The sequence below is a fragment of the Gluconobacter sp. Dm-74 genome (assembly GCF_018256135.1).
Lineage (GTDB): Bacteria > Pseudomonadota > Alphaproteobacteria > Acetobacterales > Acetobacteraceae > Gluconobacter > Gluconobacter cadivus.
Genome location: NZ_JAERLX010000002.1, coordinates 80,570 through 106,436, shown reverse-complemented (window position 1 = coordinate 106,436; position 25,867 = coordinate 80,570). Strand labels below are relative to the sequence as shown.

Sequence of the window (25,867 nt, the reverse complement as noted above, 5' to 3'; positions counted from 1 at the left end):
AGGCGCATGATCGGGGGTATGAGCAATGCAGCATATCCCCTTTCCCGTCCGCGGCGTAATCGCCACGATGCTTTCACCCGTCGTCTGGTGCAGGAACATCGCCTGCATGTCGACAACCTGATCTGGCCGATTTTCGTCTGCGAAGGTGAAAACCAGCGCCAGAAGGTCGACTCCATGCCGGGCGCAGAACGCGTCAGCGTGGACAATGTCGTCGAACATGTCCGTCAGGCCGTGGATCTCGGTATCCCGGCTGTCGCCATTTTCCCCGTAACGCCCATGAGCGTCCGCGATGCCACGGGCACAGAGGCCCTGAATCCGAACAACCTGATGTGTCGCGCCTCGCGCACCATCAAGGACGCCTTCCCCGATCTGGGCATCATCGGCGACGTAGCGCTGGACCCGTACACCGATCATGGCCATGACGGCGTGATCGAGAATGGCCGGATCCTGAACGACGCCTCCGTGGAAATTCTCCGCCAGCAGGCCCTCAATCAGGCCCGTGCAGGTAACGACATCATCGCCCCATCCGACATGATGGATGGCCGCGTGAAAGCCATTCGCGAAACGCTCGACGGCAATGGCTACGATACGACGCGTATCATGGCCTACACGGCGAAATATGCCTCCGTTTTCTACGGCCCGTTCCGTGACGCTCTGGGGTCGGGCAGCCTGCTGCACGGGGACAAGAAGACCTACCAGATGGACCCGGCCAATTCCGACGAAGCCATGCGTGAAGTCGAACAGGATCTGCGCGAGGGTGCGGACATGATCATGGTCAAGCCGGGCATGCCGTATCTCGACATCATTCGCCGCGTCCGCGAACGCTTCGAAGTTCCGACTTTCGCCTATCAGGTGTCCGGGGAATACGCGATGCTTATGGGGGCCATCCAGAACGGCTGGCTCGACCGCGATCGTACGATCATGGAAAGCCTGATCGCCTTCAAGCGTGCCGGCTGTAATGGCATTCTCACCTATTTTGCTCTGGATGCCGCCCGTCTTCTGCGGGACGAACACTGAAAAGCCCACAGACCCGAGGTGTTCAGTCCTATTATACGGGGCTGAACGCCGAAAACATTGCAGCCCGCCTCCTTGAAGAGCGCGGGCTGACAATTATGGCGCACAGATTGCGGACGCCTTACGGCGAAATCGATCTTCTGGCAGCAGATTCGGAATGGCTGATTGCTGTTGAAGTCAAGCAGAGACGCAGCCTGTGGGAAAGTGCGTCATGCCTGACAGTCAGACAGTCCCAAAGGCTGATGGAAGCCTTCGAGTATATCCTGCTGACGAAACCGGAGTGGCAGCGGCCTAACACACGGTTTGATCTGATCGTCGTGGACCTGTCAGGTCAGGCGCGGCGCATTCAGGATGCGCTGCGCCAGTTCTGAAAAATCAGGTGCGACGGACGCGGGCGTGGTGATGAGCGGATGCAACCGCAATATGGGCATGAGCGATTGCATGCGGGCGGTAAGCAACGTTGCGGATGACAGCGTGTGAGCTGCTCCAGGCAACGGCTGTGTTATGCGACGTTGCGCGACGCGCAAGTGCATGATGGAAAACGGCACGGTGATAGACCGGCGTTGCAGTCAATGCGTCAAAGGTCAGCTTGCTGGCTTCGTAATCGGTGATGGCCGGACGGGCATAGGCCTTGCCTGCCCCCATGCAGATACCAACACCCATGATACCCAGAGCAATTCTGCCGACCCAGTTGCGCGCCATTGACGTTGTGTCCCATCCCGTTCTGATGGAAACAGCCTATGCGCTGAACTCGGGGTCCGGCAACCCCTGATGGGAAAGTTTCCGAAAAAATCAAGGTCCTGCCACTTTTCGTCGCTTCATGGCTGAATTGTGGCAGGAGCAATGCTTAAAAAGTGCTGAATTTAGCACTTTTCGTCACAATCGCGCCCGAATCAGGCGCGTGCCGGTCAGGCGTTGGCTGTCGTGATGCCTTTTTCGGTCAGCAGAGTCTCAAGCTCGCCGCTCTGATACATATCGGTCACGATATCGCAGCCGCCCACGAACTCGCCCTTGATGTAAAGCTGCGGCACGGTCGGCCACTGCGAGAAGTCCTTGATGCCCTGACGCAGCTCAGCGCTCTCAAGGATATTGCAGGTGGCAAACGGAACGCCAAGATGGTTGAGGATCTGGACCACGCGCGCGGAGAAGCCGCACTGCGGGAAGAGCTTGTCACCCTTCATGAACAGCATGACCGGATTGGCGTCGATCAGGGTCTGGATATGCTGGAACACGGTTTCGGACATTGGATTTTCCTTGGTTCGGCAGGGCGGACAGAACGTCCGCTCCTGCTGTCAGTGCTCGTCTGGAAAAAAAGACGTCAGCCCCGGCTCTTAAGGGGTGAGCGTCTTGAGGGCCATCGCATGCAGTTCAGTGCCCATGCGGGTTCCGAACGCATCATAAACCAGTTTGTGCTGGCGTACACGCGAAAGCCCGCGGAAGGCTTCGCTTGTAACCTGACAGGCGTAATGATCCCCGTCCCCGGCGAGATCTTCGATCTCGATCTGGGCATCAGGGATGGCGGCGAGAATCGTGCGTTCGATTTCAGAAGCTGCCATTGGCATAAAAATCAGGCTCCCTCACCCATGAACCGCGGGAAGAACGCGGCATTGATCTCGCTGAGACGCTCCGCGCTGACGCTGACGGTTCCCGGAAGAACCAGATCACTGCCGCCCGAACGTCCCAGACGGATCGCCGGGACATTGGCCTTCCCTGCTGCTTCGACAAGGGCTGCGCCATCGGACGTTGCAATGACGTAGCAGCCCTGATCCTCACCGAACCAGAAGGCATGCGCGGCAATATCAGGCGGAGCGGCTTCAAGCGTACAGCCGACGCCGCTTGCCATGACCATTTCCGCGACTGTCACCAGCAGACCGCCATCGGCGATGTCATGACAGGCCGCAACCGCACCCGCTGTAATCTGGCTGCGTACGAAGTCTCCGTTACGACGTTCGACGGCAAGATCGACCGCCGGCGGCGCTCCGTCTTCACGCTGGCAGATTTCGCGGAGCCACAAGGACTGTCCAAGTTCGCCCCGGATAGAGCCGACCAGCACCAGATCATGGGCATCCGGCATCGCAAGCCCGATGGACTTGGACGCATCCGCAAGTACGCCAAGCGCACCGATCGCGGGCGTCGGCAGAATTGCCTGAGCTTCACCGGACGGCGAGCGAGTCTCGTTATAAAGCGAGACGTTGCCGCTTACGACCGGGAAGTCGAGCGCGCGACAGGCATCGCCCATGCCTTTGATGGCATCGGCGAACTGCGCCATGATTTCCGGCCGTTCCGGATTGCCGAAGTTCAGGTTGTCCGTCACGGCCAGCGGTGTGGCACCCGTTGCTGTCAGATTCCGCCAGGCTTCGGCCACGGCCTGCGCACCGCCAGTCTTCGGATCGGCCTGACAGTAACGCGGCGTACAGTCTGTCGTCAGGGCAAGACCCAGACGCGTGTCGTCAACGCGCACGACTGCCGCATCGGCCGCACCCGGACGACGCGCCGTGTTGCCACCGACCGAACCGTCATACTGGTTCCAGACCCACGCGCGGGATGCCAGATCCGGGCAGCCGATCAGCGTCAGAAGCGCCTTTTCAATCCCTTCCGGGTCAGCAGGCGTTTCGATGCGTGCAGGCGCCGTGAGGGGCACGGTCGGACGGTTATAGAGCGGGGCTTCATCCGCCAGCGGAGCCAGCGGAATATCGGCTTCGATTTCGCCATGATGACGGATCGTGATGCGGCCCGTATTGGTCAGTACGCCGATGATCGCGAAATCCAGTTCCCACTTTGCGAAGATCGCACGGGCAACTTCGGTCCGTTCGGGCTTGAGGACCATGAGCATCCGCTCTTGGCTCTCGGACAGCATCATCTCGTAAGCCGACATGTTCGGCTCGCGCTGCGGCACGGCATCAAGATTCAGCTCGATGCCAACGCCGCCCTTGCCTGCCATTTCAACGGCGGAAGACGTCAGACCGGCCGCGCCCATGTCCTGAATGGCAACGATCGCATCGGTCGCCATCAGTTCGAGGCAGGCCTCGATCAGCAGCTTCTCGATGAACGGATCGCCAACCTGAACGGTCGGACGCTTGGACGCCGCTTCCTCGTCGAACTCGGCTGAAGACATGGTCGCGCCATGAATGCCGTCACGTCCCGTCTTGGAACCGACATAGACAACAGGATTGCCCACGCCGGCCGCAGCCGACAGGAAGATCTTGTCCTGCTTGGCTACGCCGACCGTCATGGCATTGACGAGCGGATTGCCGTCATACGCCTTGTGGAAGTTGACCTCGCCACCCACGGTCGGAACACCGACGCAGTTGCCATAACCGCCAACGCCGCGGACGACGCCATCGACGATGCGACGCGTTCCTGCATGTTTCGGATCACCGAAACGCAGGGCGTTGAGGTTCGCAACCGGACGTGCGCCCATCGTGAACACGTCACGCAGAATGCCGCCGACGCCTGTCGCCGCGCCCTGATAGGGCTCGATGAAGGACGGATGGTTGTGGCTTTCCATCTTGAAGACGGCAGCCAGACCTTCGCCGATATCCACGACGCCTGCGTTCTCGCCCGGCCCATGGATGACCCACGGTGCCTTGGTCGGCAGCGTCTTGAGATGAATGCGGGACGATTTGTAGGAGCAGTGCTCGGACCACATGACGGAGAAAATTCCAAGCTCCGTAAAGCTCGGTGTCCGTCCCATGATCGTGACAAGCTTGTCGTATTCCTCGCCCGTCAGTCCGAAAGACTGGGCAAGCTGGGCATCAATCGTCACACTCATCCGACAAGAGCCTCCACAAGGCCTTTGAAAAGCGGCACGCCGTCGGTTGCGCCGATTTCGGGGTCAGTCAGGTTCTCCGGGTGCGGCATCAGGCCACAGACACGGCCGTTTTCGCTCAGAATCCCGGCGATGGAGCGCGTGCTCCCGTTAGGGTTGGTGGTGTGATTATCGTCTGAAACCACACCATCCGCACCGCAATAGCGGAACGCCACGCGGCCTTCACCTTCAAGACGCTTCAGCGTCTCGGGAGAGGCCGTGTAATTGCCGTCACCATGGGCAAGCGGCGCGCGGAACACGTCGCCGCGCGTCCAGCCCTGCGTATAGGGCGACGAAGCGTTTTCAACCTTCAGGTGGCAGTCCTGCGACAGGAAGCGCAGCCCGGCGTTGCGAAGCAGCGCGCCCGGCAGCAGATGGGATTCCGTCAGGATTTGGAAGCCATTGCAGACACCCAGAACATGACCGCCCTTGCCTGCGAATGCCTTGACGTCACGCATGATCGGAGAATGCGCGGCCATGGCGCCACTACGCAGATAATCCCCGAAGCTGAAACCGCCCGGAAGCACCACGAGGTCCAGATCCCCCAGAGAGGTTTCCCCGTGCCAGATCAGACGCGGCGTCTGCCCCGTCACCAGCTTCAGGGCATGGACCATGTCGCGCTCCCGGTTCGTGCCGGGAAATACGACGATACCTGCCTTCATTTCTGGCCCTCCGCCGGAGCGGACGCATGGCACGGATAAGTGTCATGCAGCGCGCGATAGACAGCTTTGCCTGCAGGCTCCGTCAGCGCATCGTTATGGGCATGCAGCCACGCGACGACCAGGCCGCGGACCTGCGGGGCTGTCTGCTGGGCTGGAACGCAGAATGCAACCGGAGCAGATTCATCATGGGCGAAGGTGTCGTACTTCTTAGCCCAGGCCTCACCGTCCATCAGGCCGGACAGATAGGCGTCGCACATCCCGATGGAGGACTTGCTGGAGCACATCTGGCCCAGAGCCTTGCCCGAAACCTTGGACACGCGCTGTGCGTGAGCCGGGGCCGAAACAAGAGCCGGAGCCGCCGCGAGACCAGCCAGCAGGAAGATCGTGGAAAGACGAGTCATCCGGCCACCTCAACGCTGAAATCCTCAATGACCTCATTGGCCAGAAGCGCGCGCGCCATGGCCTCGCCCTGTGCGAGTGCGTCGGCGGCATTGTCGGCCGGAACATCGAGTTCAACGACGCGATTGATGCGGACTTCGCCCAGACCCTTGAAGCCTAGGGTTTCGAGAGCATGGCCCACGGCCTTGCCCTGCGGATCGAGAACGCCGTCTTTCAGGGAAACAAAAACACGAATTTTCACTGAACTGCCTCCGGACCCTTGAGGTCACCATTCCCGGACTCGGGCAGAATCCCGAGACGCTTTGCCACTTCCTGATACGCTTCCTCGACGCGACCCATGTCGCGGCGGAAACGATCCTTGTCCAACTTCTCGTTCGTCTTGGAATCCCACAGACGGCAGTTATCCGGCGAGATTTCGTCGGCCAGAAGGATACGCATCTCCTCGCCTTCCCAGATCCGTCCGAATTCCAGCTTGAAATCGACAAGCGTAATGCCGACAGCTGTGAACATGCCCATCAGGAAATCATTTGTCCTGAGCGCAAGCTGGTTCATGTCATCCATGTCCTGCGGCGCGGCCCAGTTGAACGCTGCGATATGCTCTTCCGACACCATCGGGTCGTTGAGCGCGTCGTTCTTGTAGTAATATTCGATGATCGTGCGCGGCAGGCGCGTCCCCTCGGGGATGCCAAGCCGCTTGGCCAGCGAGCCCGCCGCCACATTGCGTATCACAACTTCAAGCGGGATGATCTCCACTTCGCGGATGAGCTGCTCGCGCATGTTCAGCCGGCGGATGAAGTGGGTCGGGATGTTGATCTCGTGAAGCTTGAGCATCAGGTATTCGCTGATGCGGTTGTTCAGGACACCCTTCCCGGTGATGATGCCGCTCTTCGCGCCGTTTCCGGCGGTGGCGTCATCCTTGAAGTACTGAACGAGTGTGCCGGGTTCTGGGCCTTCAAAAAGAACCTTGGCTTTGCCCTCATAGAGCTGGCGGCGGCGAGCCATGAGCAATCCTTAGCGTTGCGCCGTCCTGACAGAAAATGCGGACGGCTGGAGCAGCGACGAATTGTGGTTCCATAGCATTGCGGAACCGGAACTGCGAGTGTGCGGAACGCAGGAAATCGCAGGAGGTCTGCGTCCCGCACCCTTCTCAGTTAAAGATACGGGCGAAGATGCGGTCCACGGCGCGCAGATGCTGTGCCGGGTCGAACGCCTGATCGAGAATGTCCTTGCTGACACGACCGGCCACTTCCGGGTCGGCTTCAAGGTTTTCACGGAACGTCTTGAAGCCCGGCTTGTTCAGCTTGGTCCATGTTTCCATGGCGTTACGCTGCACGATCCGATAGGCGTCCTCGCGGGAAATTCCGGCGCGCGCCAGCGTCAGCAAGACTTCGCCGGAATGTACGACGCCGCCGAGGCTTTCCATGTTCGCGATCATCTGCTCGGGATAGACGACCAGCTTTTCCATCATCCCGGCCAGACGCATCAGTGCAAAATCCAGCCCGATCGTGGCATCAGGGCAGATGTTGCGCTCGACGGCGGAGTGGCTGATGTCCCGCTCATGCCACAGTGCGACGTTTTCTAGCGCGGGGACGACATGCGAGCGGATCAGGCGCGCCAGACCGGTCAGGTTTTCCGACAGGACAGGGTTGCGCTTGTGCGGCATGGCCGAACTGCCCTTCTGCCCCTTGTGGAAGAATTCTTCCGCTTCCCGGACTTCCGAACGCTGAAGATGACGGACTTCGATCGCCAGACGCTCGATGCCGCTAGCGATCACGCCGAGCGCGCAGAAGAAGGCAGCATGGCGGTCACGCGGAATGACCTGCGTCGACACGCTCTCGACGGCCAGCCCCAGCTTGTCGGCGACGTATTCCTCGATTTCCGGGTCGATATGGGCGTAGGTTCCGACAGCGCCGGAAATCGCGCAGACCGCAATTTCCTTGCGGGCCTGCACAAGACGCTCGCGGTTCCGGGCGAACTCGGCGTAGTGACCGGCAATCTTCAGGCCAAAGCTGGTCGGCTCGGCGTGGATCGCATGGCTGCGGCCGATCGTCACCGTGTTGCGATGCTCGTAGGCGCGCTCTTTGAGTGCGGCCAGAACGCGGTCCAGATCTTCCAGCAGCAGATCGGCAGCCTGCGTCATCTGCACGGACAAGCAGGTGTCCAGCACATCCGAAGACGTCATGCCCAGATGCACGAAACGGCTGTCCGGACCGACCTTTTCCGCAAGCCAGGTCAGGAACGCGATGACGTCATGGCGCGTTTCGGCTTCGATCTCGTCGATGCGGGCCAGATCCGCGTCGGAGAACGCCGCCATGGCGACGTCACCCTTTTCACGGATGGTCTTTGCTGATTCGGCGGGAATGTCACCCCGTTGTGCCATGGCTTCGCAGGCAAGGGCTTCGATCTCGAACCAGATGCGAAAACGGTTGGCGGGAGACCAGATGGCAGTCATCTGCGGACGGCTGTAACGGGGTACCATGGGAACTCCGGATGCGAGGTGGGGCTTTACGGAGGCTCCTTAGACCAAATACGAAGACATTGCACGGACCCCTTTTCGGAAGAATGACACCTTGGCCCCTGACTCTCTGCTTCACGCCCTCATCGCCCTCGGCCAGATCACCCTGATCGACATCACCCTTGCCGGTGACAATGCGGTCGTCATCGGGATGGCCGTGCGCAATCTGGAAGGGCGGCAGCGTCGGCTCGCCATTCTGTTCGGAACGGGGTTCGCCGCCATTCTACGCGTAGGGCTGGCCCTGCTGGCGACCACGCTGCTCGCCGTAGTCGGTCTGACGCTGGCGGGTGGGTTTCTGCTTCTGTGGGTCTGCTGGAAGATGTATCGTGAGCTTCGAGGCGGCGAACATCATGAAGACGTCGAAGCCGCCCCGCCCCGGCTCGGCCCTGCCGTGCTTAAAATTGTCGTGGCCGATCTGTCCATGAGTCTGGACAACGTGCTGGCGGTTGCCGGAGCGGCTGTCGGTCATCCGTGGATTCTGGTTGCGGGGCTCGTGCTGTCGGTGCTGCTGATGGGGCTTGCTGCATCGGTCGTCGCCAATCTTCTGGCCAGATATCGCTGGATTGCATGGATCGGTCTGCTGGTGGTTCTGGGTGTTGCAATCGAACTCATCATCCGCGGCGGCGGGGAGGTCTGGACGCATGTTCTTCCGAGCTGACAAAACTCTTTTTGCAGGGCTGATGACGCTGCTTGTCACGTCATCAGCCCTCGCTGCACCCCCGATAGAGACCGCCCCCTCGCCTGTTCAGGAACGGCTGGCAGAGTGGCTGATCCTCGTCGGGCCGGAAGGAAGCAGTTTCCCGGCGCAGCGTTACGCAAGTTTCCTCGCACAAACGCCGCAATGGCCGCAGAGAGTGCGTATTCTGTGGCGTTTTCAGAACGCCCTGTCCCAGACATCCGACCCGCAGGCTCTGAACGCCCTCTGCCCGCTTTATCCGCTGACAGTGCCAGCCGCGTTTACAGCGTGTGCAGACCATCTCCCGGACCCGGCCTCCACAGCGCGCCGTCTCTGGCTGTCGGGAAATGCCCTGACGACTGCCGAAGAGCAGACCCTGCTCACGCGGTTTGGTCAGGCTTTCACGCCCGCCGATCAGTGGAGCCGCTATGAAGCGCTCGAACTACGGGGGCAGTTTTCGGCGGCGTCTAGGCAGATCGAGCGCCTTTCCGCCAAACAGCAACCTCTTGCCCGCGCCAGACTGGCCGAGCGTCTGGCGTCTCCCGATGCCGATTCCCTTTTCGCCTCCCTGCCATCGGACCTACAATCCGACCCGACCCTGATCCGCTATCGCCTGCGTGCGCTGCGTCGCGGGGATCGGCTGGATGAAGCGCTGTCTCTCTGGAACGCGCAGGGCGCGATGCTCCAGCAGGCGCACCCATCCCATGACTGGTCTTCCGAACGCATCAGCCTCGCCCGCGCCCTGCTTCTGGCCGGTCGTCCCAAAGAGGCAGCCGATCTCGCAGATGACACCACCCTGCCTGCGGACACCACAGACCGTCAGGAAGCGGCTCTTCTCAGCGGCTTCATTGTGCTTAGAGAGCTTCATGACCCTGCGCGCGCGGAACAGTTCTTTGCCCTTCTTCAGAGCGCAACCTCGCTTCAGATGCAGGCGCGCGGCTATTACTGGACAGGCCGTGCTCTTCAGGCGGCTGAAAAGCATCAGGATGCTGAAGCCGCCTTTCAGAAAGCCGCGACCTTCCCCACGACGTTTCCGGGTCAGCTCGCTCTGGCATCCCTGACGCAGAACAACGCCATTCTGGTCTCAGGTCAGTCGTCATCGGCCTTTGACGACGCCCTGTTACAGGCCCTTCAGTCTCTGCCCACTCCGCCCGCAGGAACGCTCAGCCGACCTGATCTGCTCGAAGCCGCCACGGATCTCGTACAGGCAGGTGATCCTGATCATGCACGGGATTTCCTCATGATGCTGGAAGCCGTCAATCCGTCTCCGGAAGGTCAGAAAGCCGTTGCCGATGCTGCGTCCCGCCTTGGGTTACCTGCGCCGGAAGTCTTTGCCTCCTATGCCTTGGCCCGCAAGGGTATTGCCCTTTACCCGCAGGGCTTCCCCGACCCCTACCCAGCCGCATCAACTGTTCCGGACGGCTTGCTTCCCGCCATCATCCGGCAGGAAAGTGGTTTCGATCCGAACGCCCTAAGCGGCGCAAAGGCTGTGGGCCTGCTGCAACTCCTGCCCGCCGCAGCCAGAGACGTGGTGCGCAAAGGGCATCTGGGGCCGATCAATGTCTCTCCCGCGTCTCTGACCGATCCGCAGATAAACCTGAAAATCGGCAACGCCTATGTCTCGCAGCTTCTCGAACGCTTCGGGAATGTAATTCCCTACGCGCTGGCTGCCTATAATGCTGGCCCGCATCGGGTAGACCTCTGGCTCAAAGCAAACCCACCTTCCGAACCATTGTCTGAAGAGGGCGTTCTGGACTGGATCGAACGCCTACCCTACCGGGAAACCCGCCTTTATATCGAGAATATTGAAGCAGGAATGATGGTGTATCGCGTCAGGAATCTTCATGCCGGATAACGACATTGCAGCCATTGCCGGGCAGGTTCTGGAACATCTGCGTCAGTCCGGCCGCAGACTGGTGACAGTGGAAAGCTGCACAGGCGGCCTGATCGGTGCGGCTCTCAGTGATATTCCCGGTTCGTCGGACGTTTTGGAAGGCGGCTTCATCACTTATTCCAATGCTCTGAAAATGAGCGCCGTGAGCGTGCCAGAAACGGTTCTCGCACAATACGGAGCCGTCAGCCTCCAGACGGCTCAGGCCATGGCGGAAGGCGGCCTTTTGAACGCCGTGGATGCTGATATTGCCGTCTCTGTGACAGGCATCGCAGGCCCAGGCGGTGGTAGCGTTGCCAAACCGGTCGGGACTGTCTGTTTCGGACTGGCTGTTCGCACCGGCTTGCCTTCGGTCGTTCAGTGTCACTTTGCCGGAGATCGCAGCAGCATTCGCTTTCAGGCTGTGCAGCAAGCGCTTCAGATGGTTCTGAACGCCTGACGTAAAAAAGGCGGCTCCGAATGAACGGCGCCGCCTTTTTTTGCAAACCTACAACAGACCACCGATCTGTTTACAGCCTCAGTTGCCCTGCGTCGGAGCTGGCATCGTCGAAGCTGCCGGAGCTGCCTGAAGGCTGGGAGCGGTCGGGATCGCGGTCGGAGCAGCGGGCGGGATTGCTGCCGTCGGAGCCGTCGGAGAAACCGGCGTCTGGGCCTGCTGCAGCGAACGTGCGTTCAGGTCTTCCGTCGTGGGGGAGCCGCTGGCTTTTGCAGCATGCCCGCCCTTGTCATGATGCTTGCCGTGATGATGCGCGGCCATGGCCGGAGAGGCCGCAGCGACCAGTGCAGTCAGAGCGAATGCGCCAAAAGAAATCTTTTTCATAACGTAATCCTTTCCTGTCACCATCGCGGTGTTTGACTGTGTAACGACTCAACCCGCAAATGGTTCTGGCAACACTATGAAATTTTATGTCCTTTGGGAAAGACCGGGCGTCGGAGGAGCAGCCTTTGCCCCCTGGGCACCGTAAATATCTCGTGCGCGCTTGATGAAGGCGGACACCATAAGGCGCACACCCTCATTGAACACCACGCCCATCGCGTTTTGCAACAGGCGTGACTTGAACTCGAAATCCACAAAGAAATCGACCAGACAGCCACGAGGGTCCGGGCTGAACGTCCACACATTGTTCAGATAACGGAAAGGCCCTTTTTCATAACGCACCCGGATGCGCGACGGCCTCTCCAGCGTTACACGGCTCGTGAAGGTCTCGCGGAAGGGGCCAAACCCGATCGTCAGATCCGCCACAAGCTCCTGTTCCGTCTGGGTGCGGATGCTCGCCTTCACGCACCAGGGCAGAAACTGCGGATACTTCTCGACATCCGCCACAAGATCAAAGAGCTGGTCCGGAGTGTAGGCGATCAACCTTTGCTCGGCATGTGTCGGCATCAGAGACTTTCTTTCAGACGGCTTTTCCGCGCAGCCTGAAGCTTCGCGAAATCACTGTCCGCATGATAGGAGGACCGGGTCAGCGGACTGGCACTGACCTGAAGAAATCCTTTTGAACGGGCAGCCGCAGCATAGCCGTCAAACTCGTCGGGGGTAATAAACTTTTCAACGGCCGCATGTTTTGCGGAGGGCTGGAGATATTGCCCAAGTGTCAGGAAATCGACGTCCGCGATCCTGAAATCATCCATGACCTGAGCCACTTCCATACGCTCCTCGCCCAGCCCAAGCATCAGGCCGGACTTGGTAAAAATGGAAGGATCGAGTTTCTTTACTCCGTCCAGCAATCGAACGGACTGATAGTAACGCGCACCCGGCCGGATGGTGGGATAAAGTCGGGGTACGGTCTCGATATTGTGATTGAACACGTCGGGACGTGCAGCCACGACGACCTCCAGCGCTCCATCTTTGCGAAGGAAATCAGGAGTGAGGATTTCAATCGTAGTCTCTGGAGAGGTCTGCCGGATCGAACGGATCACCTGCGCGAAATGCTCCGCACCGCCATCTGCCAGATCGTCACGGTCCACGGACGTGATAACGACATGCCGTAGCCCGAGCTTTGCCACAGCCTCGCCAACACGCCGGGGTTCGTCCGCATCAAGATGCTTTGGCATCCCGGTCGTGACGTTGCAGAACGCACAGGCCCGGGTGCAGATCTCGCCCATGATCATCATCGTGGCATGACGCTGCGACCAGCATTCCCCGATATTGGGGCATGCTGCTTCTTCGCAGACCGTCACGAGGCCTGCATCGCGCATCAGCGCCCGCGTCTCGTGATACACGGGATGGTTCGGCGCCTTGACCCGGATCCAGGACGGCTTGCGCTGGATCGGATTGTCAGGCCGATGCGCCTTTTCCGGGTGACGAAGCGCGGGTGCTGCGCGATGGTCGATGGTGATGCGCTGGGACATGATGCTCAGATATGCAGCGGGCCGTCGAAGGCCGCCAGTGTTGCCTCGTGCATGGTCTCGGAAATGGTCGGATGCGGGAAGACCGTTTCGATCAGTTCCGCCTCTGTCAGTTCCCCGGTCCGGGCAATGACATAACCCTGAATCATTTCCGTAACTTCCGCGCCGATCATGTGTGCGCCCAGAAGTTCGCCACTCGTCGCGTCGAACACGGTCTTGACCATGCCGTCCGTCTCACCCATCGCCACAGCCTTGCCGTTGGCAATGAACGGGAAACGACCGACCTTGACCTTATGTCCTGCGGCAATCGCCTTCTCTTCGCTGAGACCGACAGACGCGATCTGCGGACGCGAATAGGTGCAGCCCGGAATGTTGAGCGGATGCAAGGGCTGCGGCGAACGTCCGGCGATCTTTTCAACGCACAGGATGGCTTCGTGGCTCGCCTTATGGGCCAGCCACGGTGCTCCGGCCACATCACCGATCGCATAGACACCCGGCTCGCCGGTCCGGCAGAAACCGTCCGTGACGATATGGGTGCGGTCCACCTGAACCTTGGTGCCGTCAAGCCCCAGATCCTCGACATTGCCCACGATGCCAACAGCACAGATCACGCGGTCCACCGTCAGATCGATTTTGCCTGTTGGGCTCTCGATCGTCGTGGAAACCTCGTTTTCAGTCTTGTTCAGTGGGCCCACTTTCGCGCTGGTGATGATCGTCATCCCCTGCTTTTCGAAAGCCTTGCGGGCTGCTGCACTGATTTCCGGATCTTCGGCGATCAGGATCCGATCCGCCACTTCGGCGATCGTGACCTCACTGCCCATGTTCCGGTAGAACGACGCAAATTCGATACCGATCGCACCCGATCCGATGACCAGAAGACGCTTCGGCAACTCCTTCGGCGTCATGGCCTCGCGTGCCCCCCAGATCAGGGTGCCATCCGTTTCCAGTCCCGGAAGCTGACGCCCCCGCGCACCCGTTGCCAGAATGACATGCGGGGCTTTGATGGTCGCAACCGCCGCGCCATCCTTCGTGATGGCAACCTGATGCGCCTCGCCCGAACGCCCAGCCAGTTTGGCGCGGCCGTCAAAGGTCGTGACCTTGGCTTTCTTCAGAAGATGGGCAATCCCGCCGCCCATCCGGCGCGCAATGCTACGTGAGCGGCCCACGATCTTGGACAGGTCGAACGAGATATTGTCTGCGGACAGGCCGAACGTACCCAGTTCATGCAGAAGATGATGGATTTCCGAGGAGCGCAGAAGCGCCTTGGTCGGAATACAGCCCCAGTTCAGGCAGACGCCACCAAAATGCGTGCTTTCCACGAGGGCCACGCTCATGCCGAGCTGGCTGGCCCGCAGAGCAGCCACATAGCCGCCGGGGCCGCCACCAACAACAATCAGATCGAAAGTCTCGGACATGGTTCAGACCACCAGAAAGTAAGGGTTCTGCACGATATCGCGCAGTGCATTCAGCCACTCGGCCCCAAGGGCACCATCAACCGCCCGATGATCAACCGACAGCGTCGCCGTCATTACGGTCGCAATCGCAATCTCCGAGCCACGGACCACAGCCCGTTTTTCGCCTGAGGCAATCGCCAGAATACCGGCCTGCGGCGGATTGATGATCGCCGCGAAGTCACGCACGCCGAACATGCCCATATTGGAAATGGAGAACGTCCCGCCCTGGAATTCCTCGGGCTTGAGCTTTCCGGCACGCGCGCGCTTGGCAAGATCCTTGGCTTCGACGCTGATGTCGCGCAGGGATTTGCGATCGGCATTGCGGATGATCGGTGTGATCAGCCCGTCCGGAATTGAGACGGCCATCGAGATATCGACATTCTCGAAATGCAGCGTCTCGGCATCCGTGAACTGGACGTTCACGCCCGGTACTTTCTTCAATGCCAACGCCACGGCTTTGATCATCATGTCATTGACCGAGATCTTGAAGCTGTTTTCCTGCGCCGTCGCATTCAGCTTCGAACGCAGGGCCAGCAGTGCATCCAGTTCGATATCGACCGAGACATAGAAATGCGGAACCTGCGTCTTGGATTCTGTCAGACGACGCGCGATCACCTTGCGCATCGTCGAGTTCGGCACCCGACGGACCGTCTCTTCCGATGCGGTGAGGACGGGCGTAGCAGCAGCTTTCGGAGCCGTCTTGGGCGCAGCAGGGCCTTTCTCAACGTCGCGCTTGAGAATGCGTCCGTTCGGACCACTTCCTGTCAGGGCGTCAAGGGCAATGCCCCGCTCACGCGCCATACGCTTGGCGAGCGGAGAAACGAAAATCCGCTCTCCCTTGTCCTCAGCCGGAGCTTTGGATGCTGGAGCCGCAGGCGTTGTTTCCGCGCTTGGTGTCTCAGCTTTCGGAGCCGCTGGGGCCTGCGTGGAAGAGGCGTCAGGCACGGCCTCGCCCTCTTCCACAAGAATCGCAATCGGCGTGTTGACGGGAATCCCCTCGACGCCTTCCTGAATCAGGATGCGGCCAAGGATGCCCTCGTCCACGGCTTCCACTTCCATGGTCGCCTTGTCGGTCTCGATTTCAGCAATCACGTCACCGGCGGAAACGGTATCGCCCTCGGCTTTGAGCCAGCGGGCCAGTTTGCCCTCGGTCATGGTCGGCGACAGCGCCGGCATCAGAATATCGGTAGCCATCGTTGTCAGTCCCGCAGCTGCTTGCGAACCGCATCCACCACCCATTCGGGTTTCGGAAGCGCCAGTTTTTCGAGATTGGCCGCATAGGGCATCGGCAGGTCAAGCCCGCAGACACGCGCGGGCGGAGCATCGAGCCAGTCAAAAGCCTGCTCGACGGCCACGGTGCAGATTTCCGCCCCAATGCCCGCAACCGGCCAGCCTTCTTCGACGGAGACAATGCGGTTCGTCTTCTTCACACTGCGTACGATTGTCTCGGTATCCAGAGGACGGATCGAGCGCAGGTTGATGACTTCGGCCGAAATGCCTTCTTCTGCCAGAAGGGCTGCGGCTTCCAGCGCCACGCCGACCATGATGGAGAAGGCCACGAGCGTTACGTCCGTCCCTTCCCGTTCGATCTTCGCGCGACCGATCGGCAGGATGAAGTCTTCATCTACGGGGCACGGAAACTTCTGGCCGTAGAGGATCTCGTTTTCCAGAACGATGACCGGGTTCGGATCGCGAATGGCAGCCCGCAGCAGACCCTTTGCATCTGCAGACGACCAAGGGGCGACCACTTTCAGGCCCGGAATATGGGCGTACCAGCTCGCAAAACACTGCGAATGCTGGGCACCCACGCGGGCCGCTGCCCCGTTCGGGCCACGGAACACGATGGGGCAGCCCATCTGACCGCCGGACATGTAAAGCGTTTTGGCAGCAGAATTAATAATGTGATCAACGGCTTGCAGCGAGAAGTTCATGGTCATGAACTCGACGATCGGCTTCAGCCCCGTCAGCGCCGCACCCACGGCCATACCTGTGAAACCATGTTCCGTAATCGGCGTATCGATGACGCGCTTCTCGCCGAACTCGTCCAGCAGACCCTGACTGACCTTGTAGGCGCCCTGATACTGCGCCACTTCCTCACCGATCAGGAACACGTCCTCATCACGACGAAGTTCGGCTGCCATCGCATCCCGCAGGGCCTGACGGACGGTGATGTCGCTGGTCTCGCCCCAGTCCCGGTCATTCTCGGCCTGTGCGACTTCCGGCGCTTCCACGATCCCCAGATCAGCCGGTGTTTCAATCGCGACAGAAGCGCCCGCAGCTGGGTCGGCAGAGCGGGTTACGGTGTCCGCAGCCGAAGCGTCCTCGCCTTCCGCCAGAAGCATGGCGATCGGCGTGTTGACTGCAATGTTCTGCGTACCTTCGGCAACCAGCGTCTTGCCGATCACGCCTTCGTCCACGGCTTCCACTTCCATGGTCGCCTTGTCGGTCTCGATCTCGGCAATCACGTCTCCGGCGGAAACGGCCTCACCCGCCGTCTTGACCCAGCGCGCAAGCGTCCCTTCGGTCATGGTCGGCGAGAGAGCCGGCATCAGAATTAGAGATGCCATGGATCAGGCCTCCACCAGAATGTCAGTCCAGAGTTCGGAATGATCCGGCTCGGGGCTCGTCTGCGCAAATTCGGCCGCGTCAGCGACAATGGCTTTCACGTCCGTCTCAATGTCCTTGAACACACTCTCTTCGATCCCGCTGCGCAGCATCTCGGCCTTCAGCGTCTCGATCGGGTCGCGCGTCCGGCGCATCTCCTCGACTTCCGAACGCTGGCGATACTTCGCCGGGTCCGACATGGAGTGCCCACGATAGCGATAGGTTTCCATTTCCAGTAGGAACGGCCCCTTACCCGCACGACAGTATTCCACAGCTTCCTGCGCGGCTTCATGAACTGCGAAAATGTCCATGCCGTCGACCTTGCGGCTGGCAATGCCCCAGGGCTCGCCATTGCGCGACAGGTCCTTCGAGGCCGAGGCGCGCTCAATGGACGTGCCCATGCCGTAGCGGTTGTTCTCGATCACATAGATGCAGGGCAGCTTATGCAGTGCCGCGAGATTGAAGCTCTCATAGACCTGCCCCTGTGCCGATGCGCCTTCGCCGAAATACACGATCGAGACTTCATCCGTCCCGCGATACTTGTTCGCGAAAGCTAGACCTGTACCCAGTGCGACCTGCGCACCGACGATACCATGACCACCGTAGAACTCCTTTTCACGGGAGAACATATGCATGGAGCCACCCTTGCCGCGGGAATACCCGCCGGACCGGCCCGTCAGTTCCGCCATCACACCGCGCGGCGTCATACCCGCCACGAGCATCTGTCCGTGGTCACGATAGGACGTGATGGACTTGTCGCCCTGCTTCATGTTGAGGCCGATCCCGACCACAACGGCTTCCTGCCCGATATAAAGATGGCAGAAGCCGCCGATCAGACCCATGCCGTAAAGCTGTCCGGCTTTTTCCTCGAAACGCCGGACAAGAAGCATGTCCCTGTAAGCGCGCTTCATGGTCTCCGGCGAAAGGGCCGGACCGTTGCTCCGGCCTGAAGCGGACGGTGTCTCGTCCATGACGGTCTCCTGATGGAAATGCATAAAATCCCGCATGCTCTTAGCGGCAGAAGCCACCAAAAGCCAGACCACGTTCCGCTTGCGCGAAACGCCCCGATCTGAGGGATATGCCGTGAAAAAACGGCCCTGACCGCCCCGAAAGGCGGCCGGAGTTTAAATAAAACCGAGCAGTCGACGTGCCGCCACGCCCGGATCGGGCTCACGCAGCAGGCTCTCACCGACCAGCACGGCGCTCGCGCCAACTGCGCCAACCTTCATCATGTCATCCTGCGTCCGGATGCCACTTTCAGAGACGACCAGACGATCCGGCGGCACCATCGGCGCCAGATCGATCGTCGTCTGGATATCGGTTTTCAGAGTGCGCAGGTTACGGTTGTTGATCCCGATCAGGAATGTATCGAGTGCCAGCGCCCGGTTCAGTTCGGCTTCATCATGGACTTCCAGCAGGACATCCATATCTAGTCCACGTGCAATCGCGATCAGTTCGGCGGCCTGCGTTTCCGTAAGCACTGCCATGATCAGCAGAATGCAGTCGGCCCCGATCAGACGGCTTTCATGGACCTGCCAAGGGTCAAGGATAAAGTCCTTGCGCAAAATCGGCAGACTGCAGGCTTCGCGAACAACGCGGATATCTTCCGTGCTGCCATGAAAGCACGAGCCTTCCGTCAGAACGGACAAGCAGGTGGCGCCAGCGGCCTGATAGTCCTGCGCAATTTTCACCGGATCATAGTCCGGACGCAGGATTCCCGCGGAGGGAGATGCTTTCTTGATTTCTGCAATCAGCCCGACCTGACGGTCTGCCGTCAGATGCTGAAGCGCTTGCCCGAACCCCCGTGTGGGAGTGGTGACTTCCCGCGCCCGCGCTGTGATGTCCTTAAGCGACATGATCTGCGAGCGCTGCTCGATGTCCACCCGCGTACGCGCGCAGATGCGTGCCAGAACATCACTCCGGTCGGCAGCGGTTTCCGCTTCCGGATTTTTGATGGGAGGGGTCGTCGTTTCCGGAACTTCCGGGTCCGGAAACTGTTCTGTTCCCTCGGGCGAATATGTCATCGCCGGTCGATGGTGCATGAATGTCATGATCGTCCTGCGTCTGTGGAAGCAATGGAATGAGTCGGGGAATGAGCTGACAGACGCGCCCGCTCAAGCGCGGCGCGGGCGAGCCCACGGTCGATGGACTCTGCCGCCAGACCTACATTGCGACGGAAAGCCGGAACGTCAATCGTCCCGCCCTTCACGATATCGCCGCGTCCTGCCACATGCAGGGCCGCGGCCGCGTTGAGAAGAACCGTATCACGGTAAGCGCCACCGGCGCCTTCCAGCAGGGAAAGCAGTGCGGTCGCGTTGGTCTGGGCATCACCGCCGCGGATGGCGGAGATCGGAGCTGCCTTCAGGTCTGCCATATCCGGTTCGATCTCAAACGAAAAAAGAGCGTCTTTCTCCCAAGCCGAGACCTGAGAGGGGCCAGCGAGGGTCAGTTCGTCACTGCCACCCTCCGGGGTCGCGCCATGCACAACCCAGACAGACAGGCTCCCCAATGTACCGAGTGCTTTTGCAACCGGCTCGCACCAGCGTCCATCAAATACGCCGATCAGCTGATGGCGCACCTGAGCGGGATTGCAGAGGGGTCCGAGCAGATTGAACAATGTCCGAAAACCCAGCGCCTTGCGCACCGGTGCCGCATGACGCATCGCAGGATGATGCTGGGGGGCTGCCAGAAAGACCAGACCGTCTTCGCGCAGACGCCTGCCTTGCAGGGCCAGATCATCGGTTGGTGGAATGCCCAGAACTTCCAGAACATCCGTCGCGCCCGTGGCTGACGAGAGCGCGCGGTTGCCATGTTTGGCGACGGGAACGCCCAGACCGGCGAGCACGAAGGCCACAGCCGTCGAGACGTTCAGCGTCTTCAGGCCATCCCCGCCCGTTCCGCAAACATCAATCGCCCCAGCTGGAACATCCGGCAGGAGTGTCATGTGATGCCGGACGGCTTTCACGGCACCCGTCAGCTCGGCCAGAGTTTCTCCACGGAGTTTCAGAGCCGTCAGAAAAGCCGAGAGATGAACCGGATCAACCGTTCCTGCCATGATGGCGTGGAAAGCGGTTTCTGCTTCCTGATTGCTGAGAACCTGTCCCGAAGCAGCTTTGTGCAAAAGCGTTGTAAACTCAGTTCCCACCGTCAGGCGGCCTGCGAGGTCACGACCGGGATTCCGGCAATCGTCAGGAAATTGGCCAGCAGTTCGCGTCCGGCGACGGAAGCGATGCTCTCAGGATGGAACTGAACGCCATGTATGGGATAGTCGCGATGGCGCGCACCCATGATGACCCCATCTTCCGTCCGCGCATTGACGACCAGAGTCTCGGGAATGCTGTCGGGCCGAAGCGTCAGGCTGTGATAACGGACAACATCTACCGGATCGGGCAATCCGGCAAAAACCCCCGTTCCGTCGTGATGCACGGCGCTGATCTTGCCGTGCATCGGCACGGGCGCCCGCACGACTTCTGCACCGAAGACCTGCCCGATGGCCTGATGACCAAGGCACACGCCAAAAACCGGCACACGTCCTGCTGCCGCGCGGATCAAATCACAGCAGATCCCCGCTTCCGCGGGGGCACCGGGACCGGGTGAGATTACGATAGCAGCCGGATCAAGCGCCAGAGCCTCGTCGACACTCAGCGCATCGTTGCGACGCACATCACATGCTGCTCCAAGAGCGCCCAGATGATGGACGATGTTGAACGTGAAGCTGTCGTAATTGTCGATGAGAAGGATCATGGCGACAGAATGACCTTCGCGTCTCTTTTCGTCAAACAACACATCGTGTTTCGGCTCTCCGTCAGGCTTTGGCCGCGGTTGCGACCGCGATTTCCGCCGCCCGGAAGAGTGCGCGGGCCTTGGCCTGTGTCTCACGGAATTCGGCATTCGGATCACTGTCCGCAACGACGCCGCATCCGGCCTGCACATACATGTTGCCGTCCTTGAGAACGGCCATGCGCAGTCCGATGCAGGTGTCCATCTCGCCGTCCGCGCCGAAATATCCGACGCAGCCGGAATATGGCCCGCGTCGTGTCGGCTCCAGTTCGTCGATGATCTCCATGGCGCGGATCTTGGGGGCGCCTGTCAGGGTTCCTGCGGGGAACGCAGCCACAAGCGCATCCATCGCCGTGCTGCCATCCTTGATCTGGCCCGTGACGGTCGAGGAAATATGCATCACATGGCTGTAGCGCTCGACGACGAACTGCTCCGGCACCGCGACAGTCCCGAGCTTCGAGACGCGGCCTACGTCATTGCGTCCCAGATCGATCAGCATCAGATGCTCGGCCAGTTCCTTGCGGTCTGCCAGAAGCTCTTTTTCCAGAGCCAGATCCTCATCGCGGTCTGCACCGCGCGGACGGGTGCCCGCCAGCGGCCGCACCGTGACTTCGCCGTCCCGCAACCTGACCAGAATTTCTGGTGACGAGCCAACGAGGGCGTAATCCTCAAGCTCCATCACGAACAGGAACGGCGCCGGATTGACCCGCCGCAGGCTGCGATAGAGCGAGAGCGGTGAGAGGGGGAATGGTGTCGTAAAGCGCTGGCTCGGCACGATCTGGAAGGCATCGCCCGCCGCAATATAGTCCTGCGCCTTGCGGACATGGTCTTCAAACTGCTGCTGCGTCATGTTGGAGACCGGAGCTTCCAGTTCTGTACCTGCAGGCAGCGTCTCGCGCGCGTCTCCCAGAGGGGCGGACAGAGCAGACCGCGCCCTGTTCAGAAGCGCGTGAGCTTCCGCGTCCGTCGTATCTCCACGGACCGGCACGGCCAGCGTCAGTTCGTCCCGCACGGAATCAAAGACCGCGAACAGACGCGGACGGATCATGATCCCTTCCGGAAGCTCCAGATCGTTGACCGGAGCATTCGGCAGACGCTCCATCTGCCGCACCATGTCGTAGCCCAGCACGCCGAACACGCCCCCGATCATGGGAGGCATTCCGCTCGGAAGATCCATCTGGCTTTCGTCCACGATGGTCTTGAGTGTCTCGAGCGGTATTCCGTCGATGGGTTTGCCGTCGAGCGTGACCTTTCCGTCCCGGGACTTCCAGACCAGATCCGGCAGCAGAGCTATGACGGAATAACGCCCGCGTGCAGCACCACCTTCGACGCTTTCAAACAGAAGCCGATACGCATCATCCGACAGGTTCGATAATCTGAGAAACGCCGAAACAGGCGTCAGGAGATCGGCAGCCTCAATGCTGTAGACGATACCCATCAGTGTGCCCCGTTTTCTGGTGCGGGTGCGCTGGCCGGAGCCGCGGCCGCTACGACCTGATTGTAGAGCGCCATATTGATATGCGAGGGCGGAAAAGCCTTTTCCATCGCAGCACTCAGAACCATCGGAATATCGGACTGCATGGACTGACGATAATCGTCCACAAGACGGGTGCCGAGGGATTTCAGGTCTTCTGCCGAAGCAGGGCGATCGGCCGTCACGTTAACGAGCCAGAATGCATCCGGCGTTTCAAACATCCCGGTCGTACCCGGCTTGAGATCAAAGATCCCGCGCAGGATGTTCTGGGGCAGGCTTTGATCGGGATGAACACGCGAGACGCTCACGTCCTGGCGAAGGGTCGAAGCTTCCGGCTGCCCGTCCATGGCCTTGCGAAGTGTGCCGGACTTTGCAGTGCCGAACAAAGCTGTTGCGCGCAGATTGGCGGCGCGGCGCTTCTGCTCGGCAGTCCATGCCTGAACGACCTGATCGCGTACGCTGTCGAAAGGCTTGAGGGTTCCGGGGCGGACCTCGTCAACCAGTACCGAAAAGAAGGTGCCATTCGGGCCGTTGACCACTGTCGGCTGGGCATTTTTGGACTGCGTGAAGACCTGATGAACGATGGCCTGACGCAGAGCCTCATCACCCGGGATGGGTGCGGGCAGACCGTCCTGCGTCATGCCATTGGAGTCCAGCGTTCCCGCAGCCGGAACGGCGCCGAGATCACCCGGGATCTGTTCCAGCGTCGAAGAACCGGCAACCGCGTCCTGAAACTGCTTCTGGCGTGCCTGAAGAGCCTCAGCAGCTTCCTGCGTCTGGACCTGCTTTTTCAGATCGCCTTTTGCCTGCTCGAATGTTGTTTTGTGAGGCGCCACGACGGCCGTGATGTTGAAAACGACCCATCCCATTCCGGTCTTTTCCGGGCCGGAAATGCGGTCAGGCTGTGCAGCGAAAGCGGCCTTGGCGAGTTCGGGGTTGGGAATATCGCTCTGCCGAACCGATGGCAGGGCCACGGCAGCGGCTTCGGGAAACTTCTTCTGGATATCGTCCCAGGAAAGTCCGCCTTTCCATGCGGTCGCTGCCGCAGCGGCTTTCGCCTGATCCGTAAAAGTCAGAACCTGAAGCGTGCGGGTCTCGGGCATGTCATAGGTGCGCGCCTGAAAATCGTACAGCCGGTGAAGAACGTCGTCCGGAACCTCGATTGTCTTGGCAACGCTGTCCGCCGTCATGACGACCATCTTGGCATGACGATATTCTGTCGTGCGGAACATCTGCGGGTGGTTGTCATAAAAGCGGTGAAGCTGTTCGTCTGTGGGAGGCGCAGTCACAGTGCCGCTCGCAAACGGGATTTCCACCATATCAAAAACGCGCTGGTTCGCATCGAAAGACAGCATGCGCTCCGTCAATGACGGGGGCGCGACTACGGCCTGACCGATCCCCTGCAACAGACCACGGGACGCAATATCCTCGCGAACGACCTGAATCAGTTTGCCTTCAGTCAGACCCATCCGGGTCAGACGGTCGTTAAAGATGCTTCGGTCAAACTTTCCGGCCGCGTCATGGAAAGCGGGGATCGCGAAAATATCCTGCCGAACCAGATCGTCGGGCACCATCATGCCTGCGCGCTCGGCGGCAAGCTGGATCTCGTTCTGCATCACGAGATTTTGAAGCGTCTGTCGGGCGATCTGCTCCACCTCGCTCTTGGGCAGTTTGGAGGGATCGGCAAGTCCGATCTGCTTGGCGACGGCGGGAAGCTGGGCTGAAAGTGCTCGGCTGAAATCGTCCGGAGTGATGCTGCGATCGTAGATGCGCACGATTTCGTTGGACCCTGTCGCGCCCAGATTGGAGTAAACATCTCCTACGCCCCAGCCGATAAAGGCCAGAAAGATCAGAAGAGCGGCGGCACGGCCAATCCAGGAGTCAACAAACAGGTGGCGGAGCGAGATAATCATGGGGTCAGGGCAGATCCGGATGACGGGATGGTGCGGACACGGTAGGACCGCTAAACTTGCCGCACCATAATGTCGTGAGAACGGCTTGACCAGAAGCAGACCGGAACGGAAAGCATCCTTTTAGCCCCCGTCCGGTCCTTAAGCCCCGATTGAGCGGTTATCCCGCTGCTATCGCCACCAAGGAGGAAGAGTGATCCCATCCCCAAGACTTGTCGTTGGTAACTGGAAGATGCACGGGCTGCGTGAGCAGTCCACCCGTCTGGCCCGTACCGTCGCCGAGGGCGCAGACGCCCTTCCAGATGATGTGCGGCTCGTTCTGTGTCCGCCCTTCACCCAGCTTGCGAGCGTTCACGGCATCATCAATGCCGCAGGCCCGGATACACTACTGCACCTTGGTGCGCAGGACTGCCATACGACCTCGTCCGGTCCACATACCGGCGATATCTCGGCGGATATGCTGTCCGATCTGGGGGTGCAGTATGTCATCCTCGGTCATTCCGAGCGTCGTCAGGCCCATGGCGAAACCGATGCACTGATCCGCCGGAAGGTCGAGGCGGCCGAGGCTGCCGGGCTTATTCCCATCGTCTGTATCGGCGAGACGATGGAGGAGCGCCTCGAAGGGCGGACGACCACCGTTCTGGCAACGCAGGTCGAAGGGTCGCTGACAGATAATTTCAATGGCGTACTGGCCTATGAGCCGGTCTGGGCCATCGGAAGCGGCTCCGTTCCGCCGATTGAGGAGCTTGAACGGACCCTCTCTTTGCTTCACGGACTGTTGCAGTCGCGTCTCAAGATGGATGACATTCGTGTCCCGATCCTGTATGGCGGCTCCGTAACACCGGCTCAGGCGCCGACCATTTTTTCCATCGGGTCGCTCGGAGGGGTGCTGGTGGGCAGTGCCAGTCTGGAAGCGAAGAGCTTTCTGCGCATTGCCGAATCAGCCTCTCTCCGCCTGTCTGCCCAACCATTGTCCGGACCCTATCGTTCATGACCACTCTTCTGCTTGCTCTCAACCTGCTGGTCACACTGGCGCTGATCGGGGTGATCCTCATCCAGCGCAGCGAAGGCGGCGGCCTCGGCATTGGCAGCGGCCAGGGGATGGGCTCGTTCATGAGTGGCCGCGGAACGGCAACGCTGCTCACGCGGGCCACGTCGGTTCTGGCCGGAATTTTCATGCTGTTGTGCCTGGTGCTGGCCGTCATGAACCGTGGTGCCTCCTCGGGCGTCGGCTCGCGTGACATTCTGGCCCAGCCGCCCGCCGCTACAGCACCGGCAACGCCTGCTGCTCCGGCGTCCACGCCCGCTCACTGACCGCGCCTGAAAATCCC

Annotated in this window: 28 protein-coding genes; 7 read left to right on the top strand and 21 right to left on the bottom strand. The window is 60.3% G+C overall.

The window, feature by feature from the left end:
• Positions 1–6: 6 nt before the first annotated feature.
• Together hemB and JK208_RS03690 are read left to right on the top strand one after the other, a co-directional pair.
• The gene (hemB, locus tag JK208_RS03695; protein WP_211574406.1) at positions 7–1,017 is read left to right on the top strand and encodes a porphobilinogen synthase; all 1,011 of its coding nucleotides are present in this window, start codon (positions 7–9) and stop codon (positions 1,015–1,017) included.
• Positions 1,014–1,385, top strand: a complete 372-nt coding sequence (locus JK208_RS03690; RefSeq protein ID WP_349291962.1) for a YraN family protein — start codon at positions 1,014–1,016, stop codon at positions 1,383–1,385. Before hemB ends, JK208_RS03690 begins: the two co-directional genes overlap by 4 nt.
• 4 nt (positions 1,386–1,389) lie before the next feature.
• Here the strand turns inward: JK208_RS03690 and JK208_RS03685 are convergent, their stop codons facing one another.
• The 9 genes from JK208_RS03685 to purB all read right to left on the bottom strand — a co-directional run bounded on the left by JK208_RS03685 (position 1,390) and on the right by purB (position 8,362).
• Complete coding sequence (locus JK208_RS03685) at positions 1,390–1,716, bottom strand: hypothetical protein (protein ID WP_211574405.1); 327 nt, start codon at positions 1,714–1,716, stop codon at positions 1,390–1,392.
• Between the two features lie 206 nt (positions 1,717–1,922).
• Positions 1,923–2,258: a Grx4 family monothiol glutaredoxin gene (gene grxD, locus JK208_RS03680; protein ID WP_099286707.1), complete on the bottom strand. Its 336-nt coding sequence runs from the start codon at positions 2,256–2,258 to the stop codon at positions 1,923–1,925.
• A gap of 87 nt (positions 2,259–2,345) precedes the next feature.
• A complete protein-coding gene (locus JK208_RS03675; RefSeq protein ID WP_194263019.1) occupies positions 2,346–2,576 on the bottom strand; it encodes a BolA/IbaG family iron-sulfur metabolism protein in 231 nt (76 codons plus the stop codon).
• A gap of 5 nt (positions 2,577–2,581) precedes the next feature.
• Positions 2,582–4,786: a phosphoribosylformylglycinamidine synthase subunit PurL gene (purL, locus tag JK208_RS03670; protein WP_211574404.1), complete on the bottom strand. Its 2,205-nt coding sequence runs from the start codon at positions 4,784–4,786 to the stop codon at positions 2,582–2,584.
• Positions 4,783–5,484 (bottom strand): phosphoribosylformylglycinamidine synthase subunit PurQ, encoded by a 702-nt coding sequence (gene purQ / locus JK208_RS03665; RefSeq protein WP_211574403.1) that lies wholly within the window; start codon positions 5,482–5,484, stop codon positions 4,783–4,785. Before purQ ends, purL begins: the two co-directional genes overlap by 4 nt.
• A complete protein-coding gene (locus JK208_RS03660) occupies positions 5,481–5,885 on the bottom strand; it encodes a Rap1a/Tai family immunity protein (protein ID WP_211574402.1) in 405 nt (134 codons plus the stop codon). The genes purQ and JK208_RS03660 overlap by 4 nt, the downstream gene beginning before the upstream one ends.
• Complete coding sequence (purS, locus tag JK208_RS03655) at positions 5,882–6,124, bottom strand: phosphoribosylformylglycinamidine synthase subunit PurS (RefSeq protein ID WP_099286711.1); 243 nt, start codon at positions 6,122–6,124, stop codon at positions 5,882–5,884. The genes JK208_RS03660 and purS overlap by 4 nt, the downstream gene beginning before the upstream one ends.
• On the bottom strand, positions 6,121–6,885 hold the full coding sequence (gene purC, locus JK208_RS03650; protein WP_194263023.1) for a phosphoribosylaminoimidazolesuccinocarboxamide synthase: 765 nt from the start codon (positions 6,883–6,885) through the stop codon (positions 6,121–6,123). Before purC ends, purS begins: the two co-directional genes overlap by 4 nt.
• A gap of 145 nt (positions 6,886–7,030) precedes the next feature.
• On the bottom strand, positions 7,031–8,362 hold the full coding sequence (gene purB / locus JK208_RS03645; RefSeq protein ID WP_211574401.1) for an adenylosuccinate lyase: 1,332 nt from the start codon (positions 8,360–8,362) through the stop codon (positions 7,031–7,033).
• Positions 8,363–8,453: 91 nt separating this feature from the next.
• Here purB and JK208_RS03640 point away from each other — a divergent pair, with 91 nt between their 5' ends.
• From JK208_RS03640 to JK208_RS03630, 3 genes are read left to right on the top strand one after another with little or no spacing between them, the layout of a single operon-like run.
• Positions 8,454–9,056, top strand: coding sequence for a YjbE family putative metal transport protein (locus JK208_RS03640; RefSeq protein WP_099286714.1), 603 nt, complete (start codon positions 8,454–8,456; stop codon positions 9,054–9,056).
• A complete protein-coding gene (locus JK208_RS03635; protein WP_211574400.1) occupies positions 9,040–10,929 on the top strand; it encodes a lytic transglycosylase domain-containing protein in 1,890 nt (629 codons plus the stop codon). The genes JK208_RS03640 and JK208_RS03635 overlap by 17 nt, the downstream gene beginning before the upstream one ends.
• Positions 10,919–11,404 carry a CinA family protein gene (locus tag JK208_RS03630; protein WP_211574399.1) on the top strand — a complete coding sequence of 162 codons (486 nt, stop codon included), beginning with the start codon at positions 10,919–10,921 and terminating at the stop codon, positions 11,402–11,404. The genes JK208_RS03635 and JK208_RS03630 overlap by 11 nt, the downstream gene beginning before the upstream one ends.
• 78 nt (positions 11,405–11,482) lie before the next feature.
• Here the strand turns inward: JK208_RS03630 and JK208_RS03625 are convergent, their stop codons facing one another.
• The 12 genes from JK208_RS03625 to JK208_RS03570 all read right to left on the bottom strand — a co-directional run bounded on the left by JK208_RS03625 (position 11,483) and on the right by JK208_RS03570 (position 24,539).
• Positions 11,483–11,785, bottom strand: coding sequence for a hypothetical protein (locus tag JK208_RS03625; protein WP_211574398.1), 303 nt, complete (start codon positions 11,783–11,785; stop codon positions 11,483–11,485).
• An 84-nt stretch (positions 11,786–11,869) separates the two neighbouring features.
• On the bottom strand, positions 11,870–12,349 hold the full coding sequence (locus tag JK208_RS03620; RefSeq protein ID WP_211574397.1) for a type II toxin-antitoxin system RatA family toxin: 480 nt from the start codon (positions 12,347–12,349) through the stop codon (positions 11,870–11,872).
• Positions 12,349–13,317: a lipoyl synthase gene (gene lipA, locus JK208_RS03615; RefSeq protein WP_194263029.1), complete on the bottom strand. Its 969-nt coding sequence runs from the start codon at positions 13,315–13,317 to the stop codon at positions 12,349–12,351. Before lipA ends, JK208_RS03620 begins: the two co-directional genes overlap by 1 nt.
• 5 nt (positions 13,318–13,322) lie before the next feature.
• On the bottom strand, positions 13,323–14,729 hold the full coding sequence (lpdA, locus tag JK208_RS03610) for a dihydrolipoyl dehydrogenase (protein WP_211574396.1): 1,407 nt from the start codon (positions 14,727–14,729) through the stop codon (positions 13,323–13,325).
• Between the two features lie 3 nt (positions 14,730–14,732).
• On the bottom strand, positions 14,733–15,962 hold the full coding sequence (locus JK208_RS03605; protein ID WP_211574395.1) for a pyruvate dehydrogenase complex dihydrolipoamide acetyltransferase: 1,230 nt from the start codon (positions 15,960–15,962) through the stop codon (positions 14,733–14,735).
• 5 nt (positions 15,963–15,967) lie between these two features.
• Positions 15,968–17,335, bottom strand: coding sequence for a pyruvate dehydrogenase complex E1 component subunit beta (locus tag JK208_RS03600; RefSeq protein WP_211574394.1), 1,368 nt, complete (start codon positions 17,333–17,335; stop codon positions 15,968–15,970).
• Between the two features lie 3 nt (positions 17,336–17,338).
• Positions 17,339–18,343 carry a pyruvate dehydrogenase (acetyl-transferring) E1 component subunit alpha gene (gene pdhA / locus JK208_RS03595; protein ID WP_099286723.1) on the bottom strand — a complete coding sequence of 335 codons (1,005 nt, stop codon included), beginning with the start codon at positions 18,341–18,343 and terminating at the stop codon, positions 17,339–17,341.
• A 153-nt stretch (positions 18,344–18,496) separates the two neighbouring features.
• Complete coding sequence (trpC, locus tag JK208_RS03590) at positions 18,497–19,423, bottom strand: indole-3-glycerol phosphate synthase TrpC (protein ID WP_099286724.1); 927 nt, start codon at positions 19,421–19,423, stop codon at positions 18,497–18,499.
• The gene (gene trpD, locus JK208_RS03585; protein ID WP_211574703.1) at positions 19,420–20,523 is read right to left on the bottom strand and encodes an anthranilate phosphoribosyltransferase; all 1,104 of its coding nucleotides are present in this window, start codon (positions 20,521–20,523) and stop codon (positions 19,420–19,422) included. The genes trpC and trpD overlap by 4 nt, the downstream gene beginning before the upstream one ends.
• Entirely contained in the window at positions 20,520–21,116 is a 597-nt protein-coding gene (locus tag JK208_RS03580) for an aminodeoxychorismate/anthranilate synthase component II (RefSeq protein WP_211574393.1), read from the bottom strand. Before JK208_RS03580 ends, trpD begins: the two co-directional genes overlap by 4 nt.
• A 61-nt stretch (positions 21,117–21,177) precedes the next feature.
• Positions 21,178–22,590, bottom strand: a complete 1,413-nt coding sequence (gene trpE, locus JK208_RS03575; RefSeq protein WP_211574392.1) for an anthranilate synthase component I — start codon at positions 22,588–22,590, stop codon at positions 21,178–21,180.
• Complete coding sequence (locus JK208_RS03570) at positions 22,590–24,539, bottom strand: peptidyl-prolyl cis-trans isomerase (protein ID WP_211574391.1); 1,950 nt, start codon at positions 24,537–24,539, stop codon at positions 22,590–22,592. The genes trpE and JK208_RS03570 overlap by 1 nt, the downstream gene beginning before the upstream one ends.
• 190 nt (positions 24,540–24,729) lie before the next feature.
• Between JK208_RS03570 and tpiA the strand changes: the two genes are divergently transcribed.
• Together tpiA and secG are read left to right on the top strand one after the other, a co-directional pair.
• The gene (tpiA, locus tag JK208_RS03565) at positions 24,730–25,530 is read left to right on the top strand and encodes a triose-phosphate isomerase (RefSeq protein ID WP_211574390.1); all 801 of its coding nucleotides are present in this window, start codon (positions 24,730–24,732) and stop codon (positions 25,528–25,530) included.
• Entirely contained in the window at positions 25,527–25,850 is a 324-nt protein-coding gene (gene secG / locus JK208_RS03560) for a preprotein translocase subunit SecG (protein WP_099286729.1), read from the top strand. The genes tpiA and secG overlap by 4 nt, the downstream gene beginning before the upstream one ends.
• Positions 25,851–25,867: the final 17 nt, after the last annotated feature.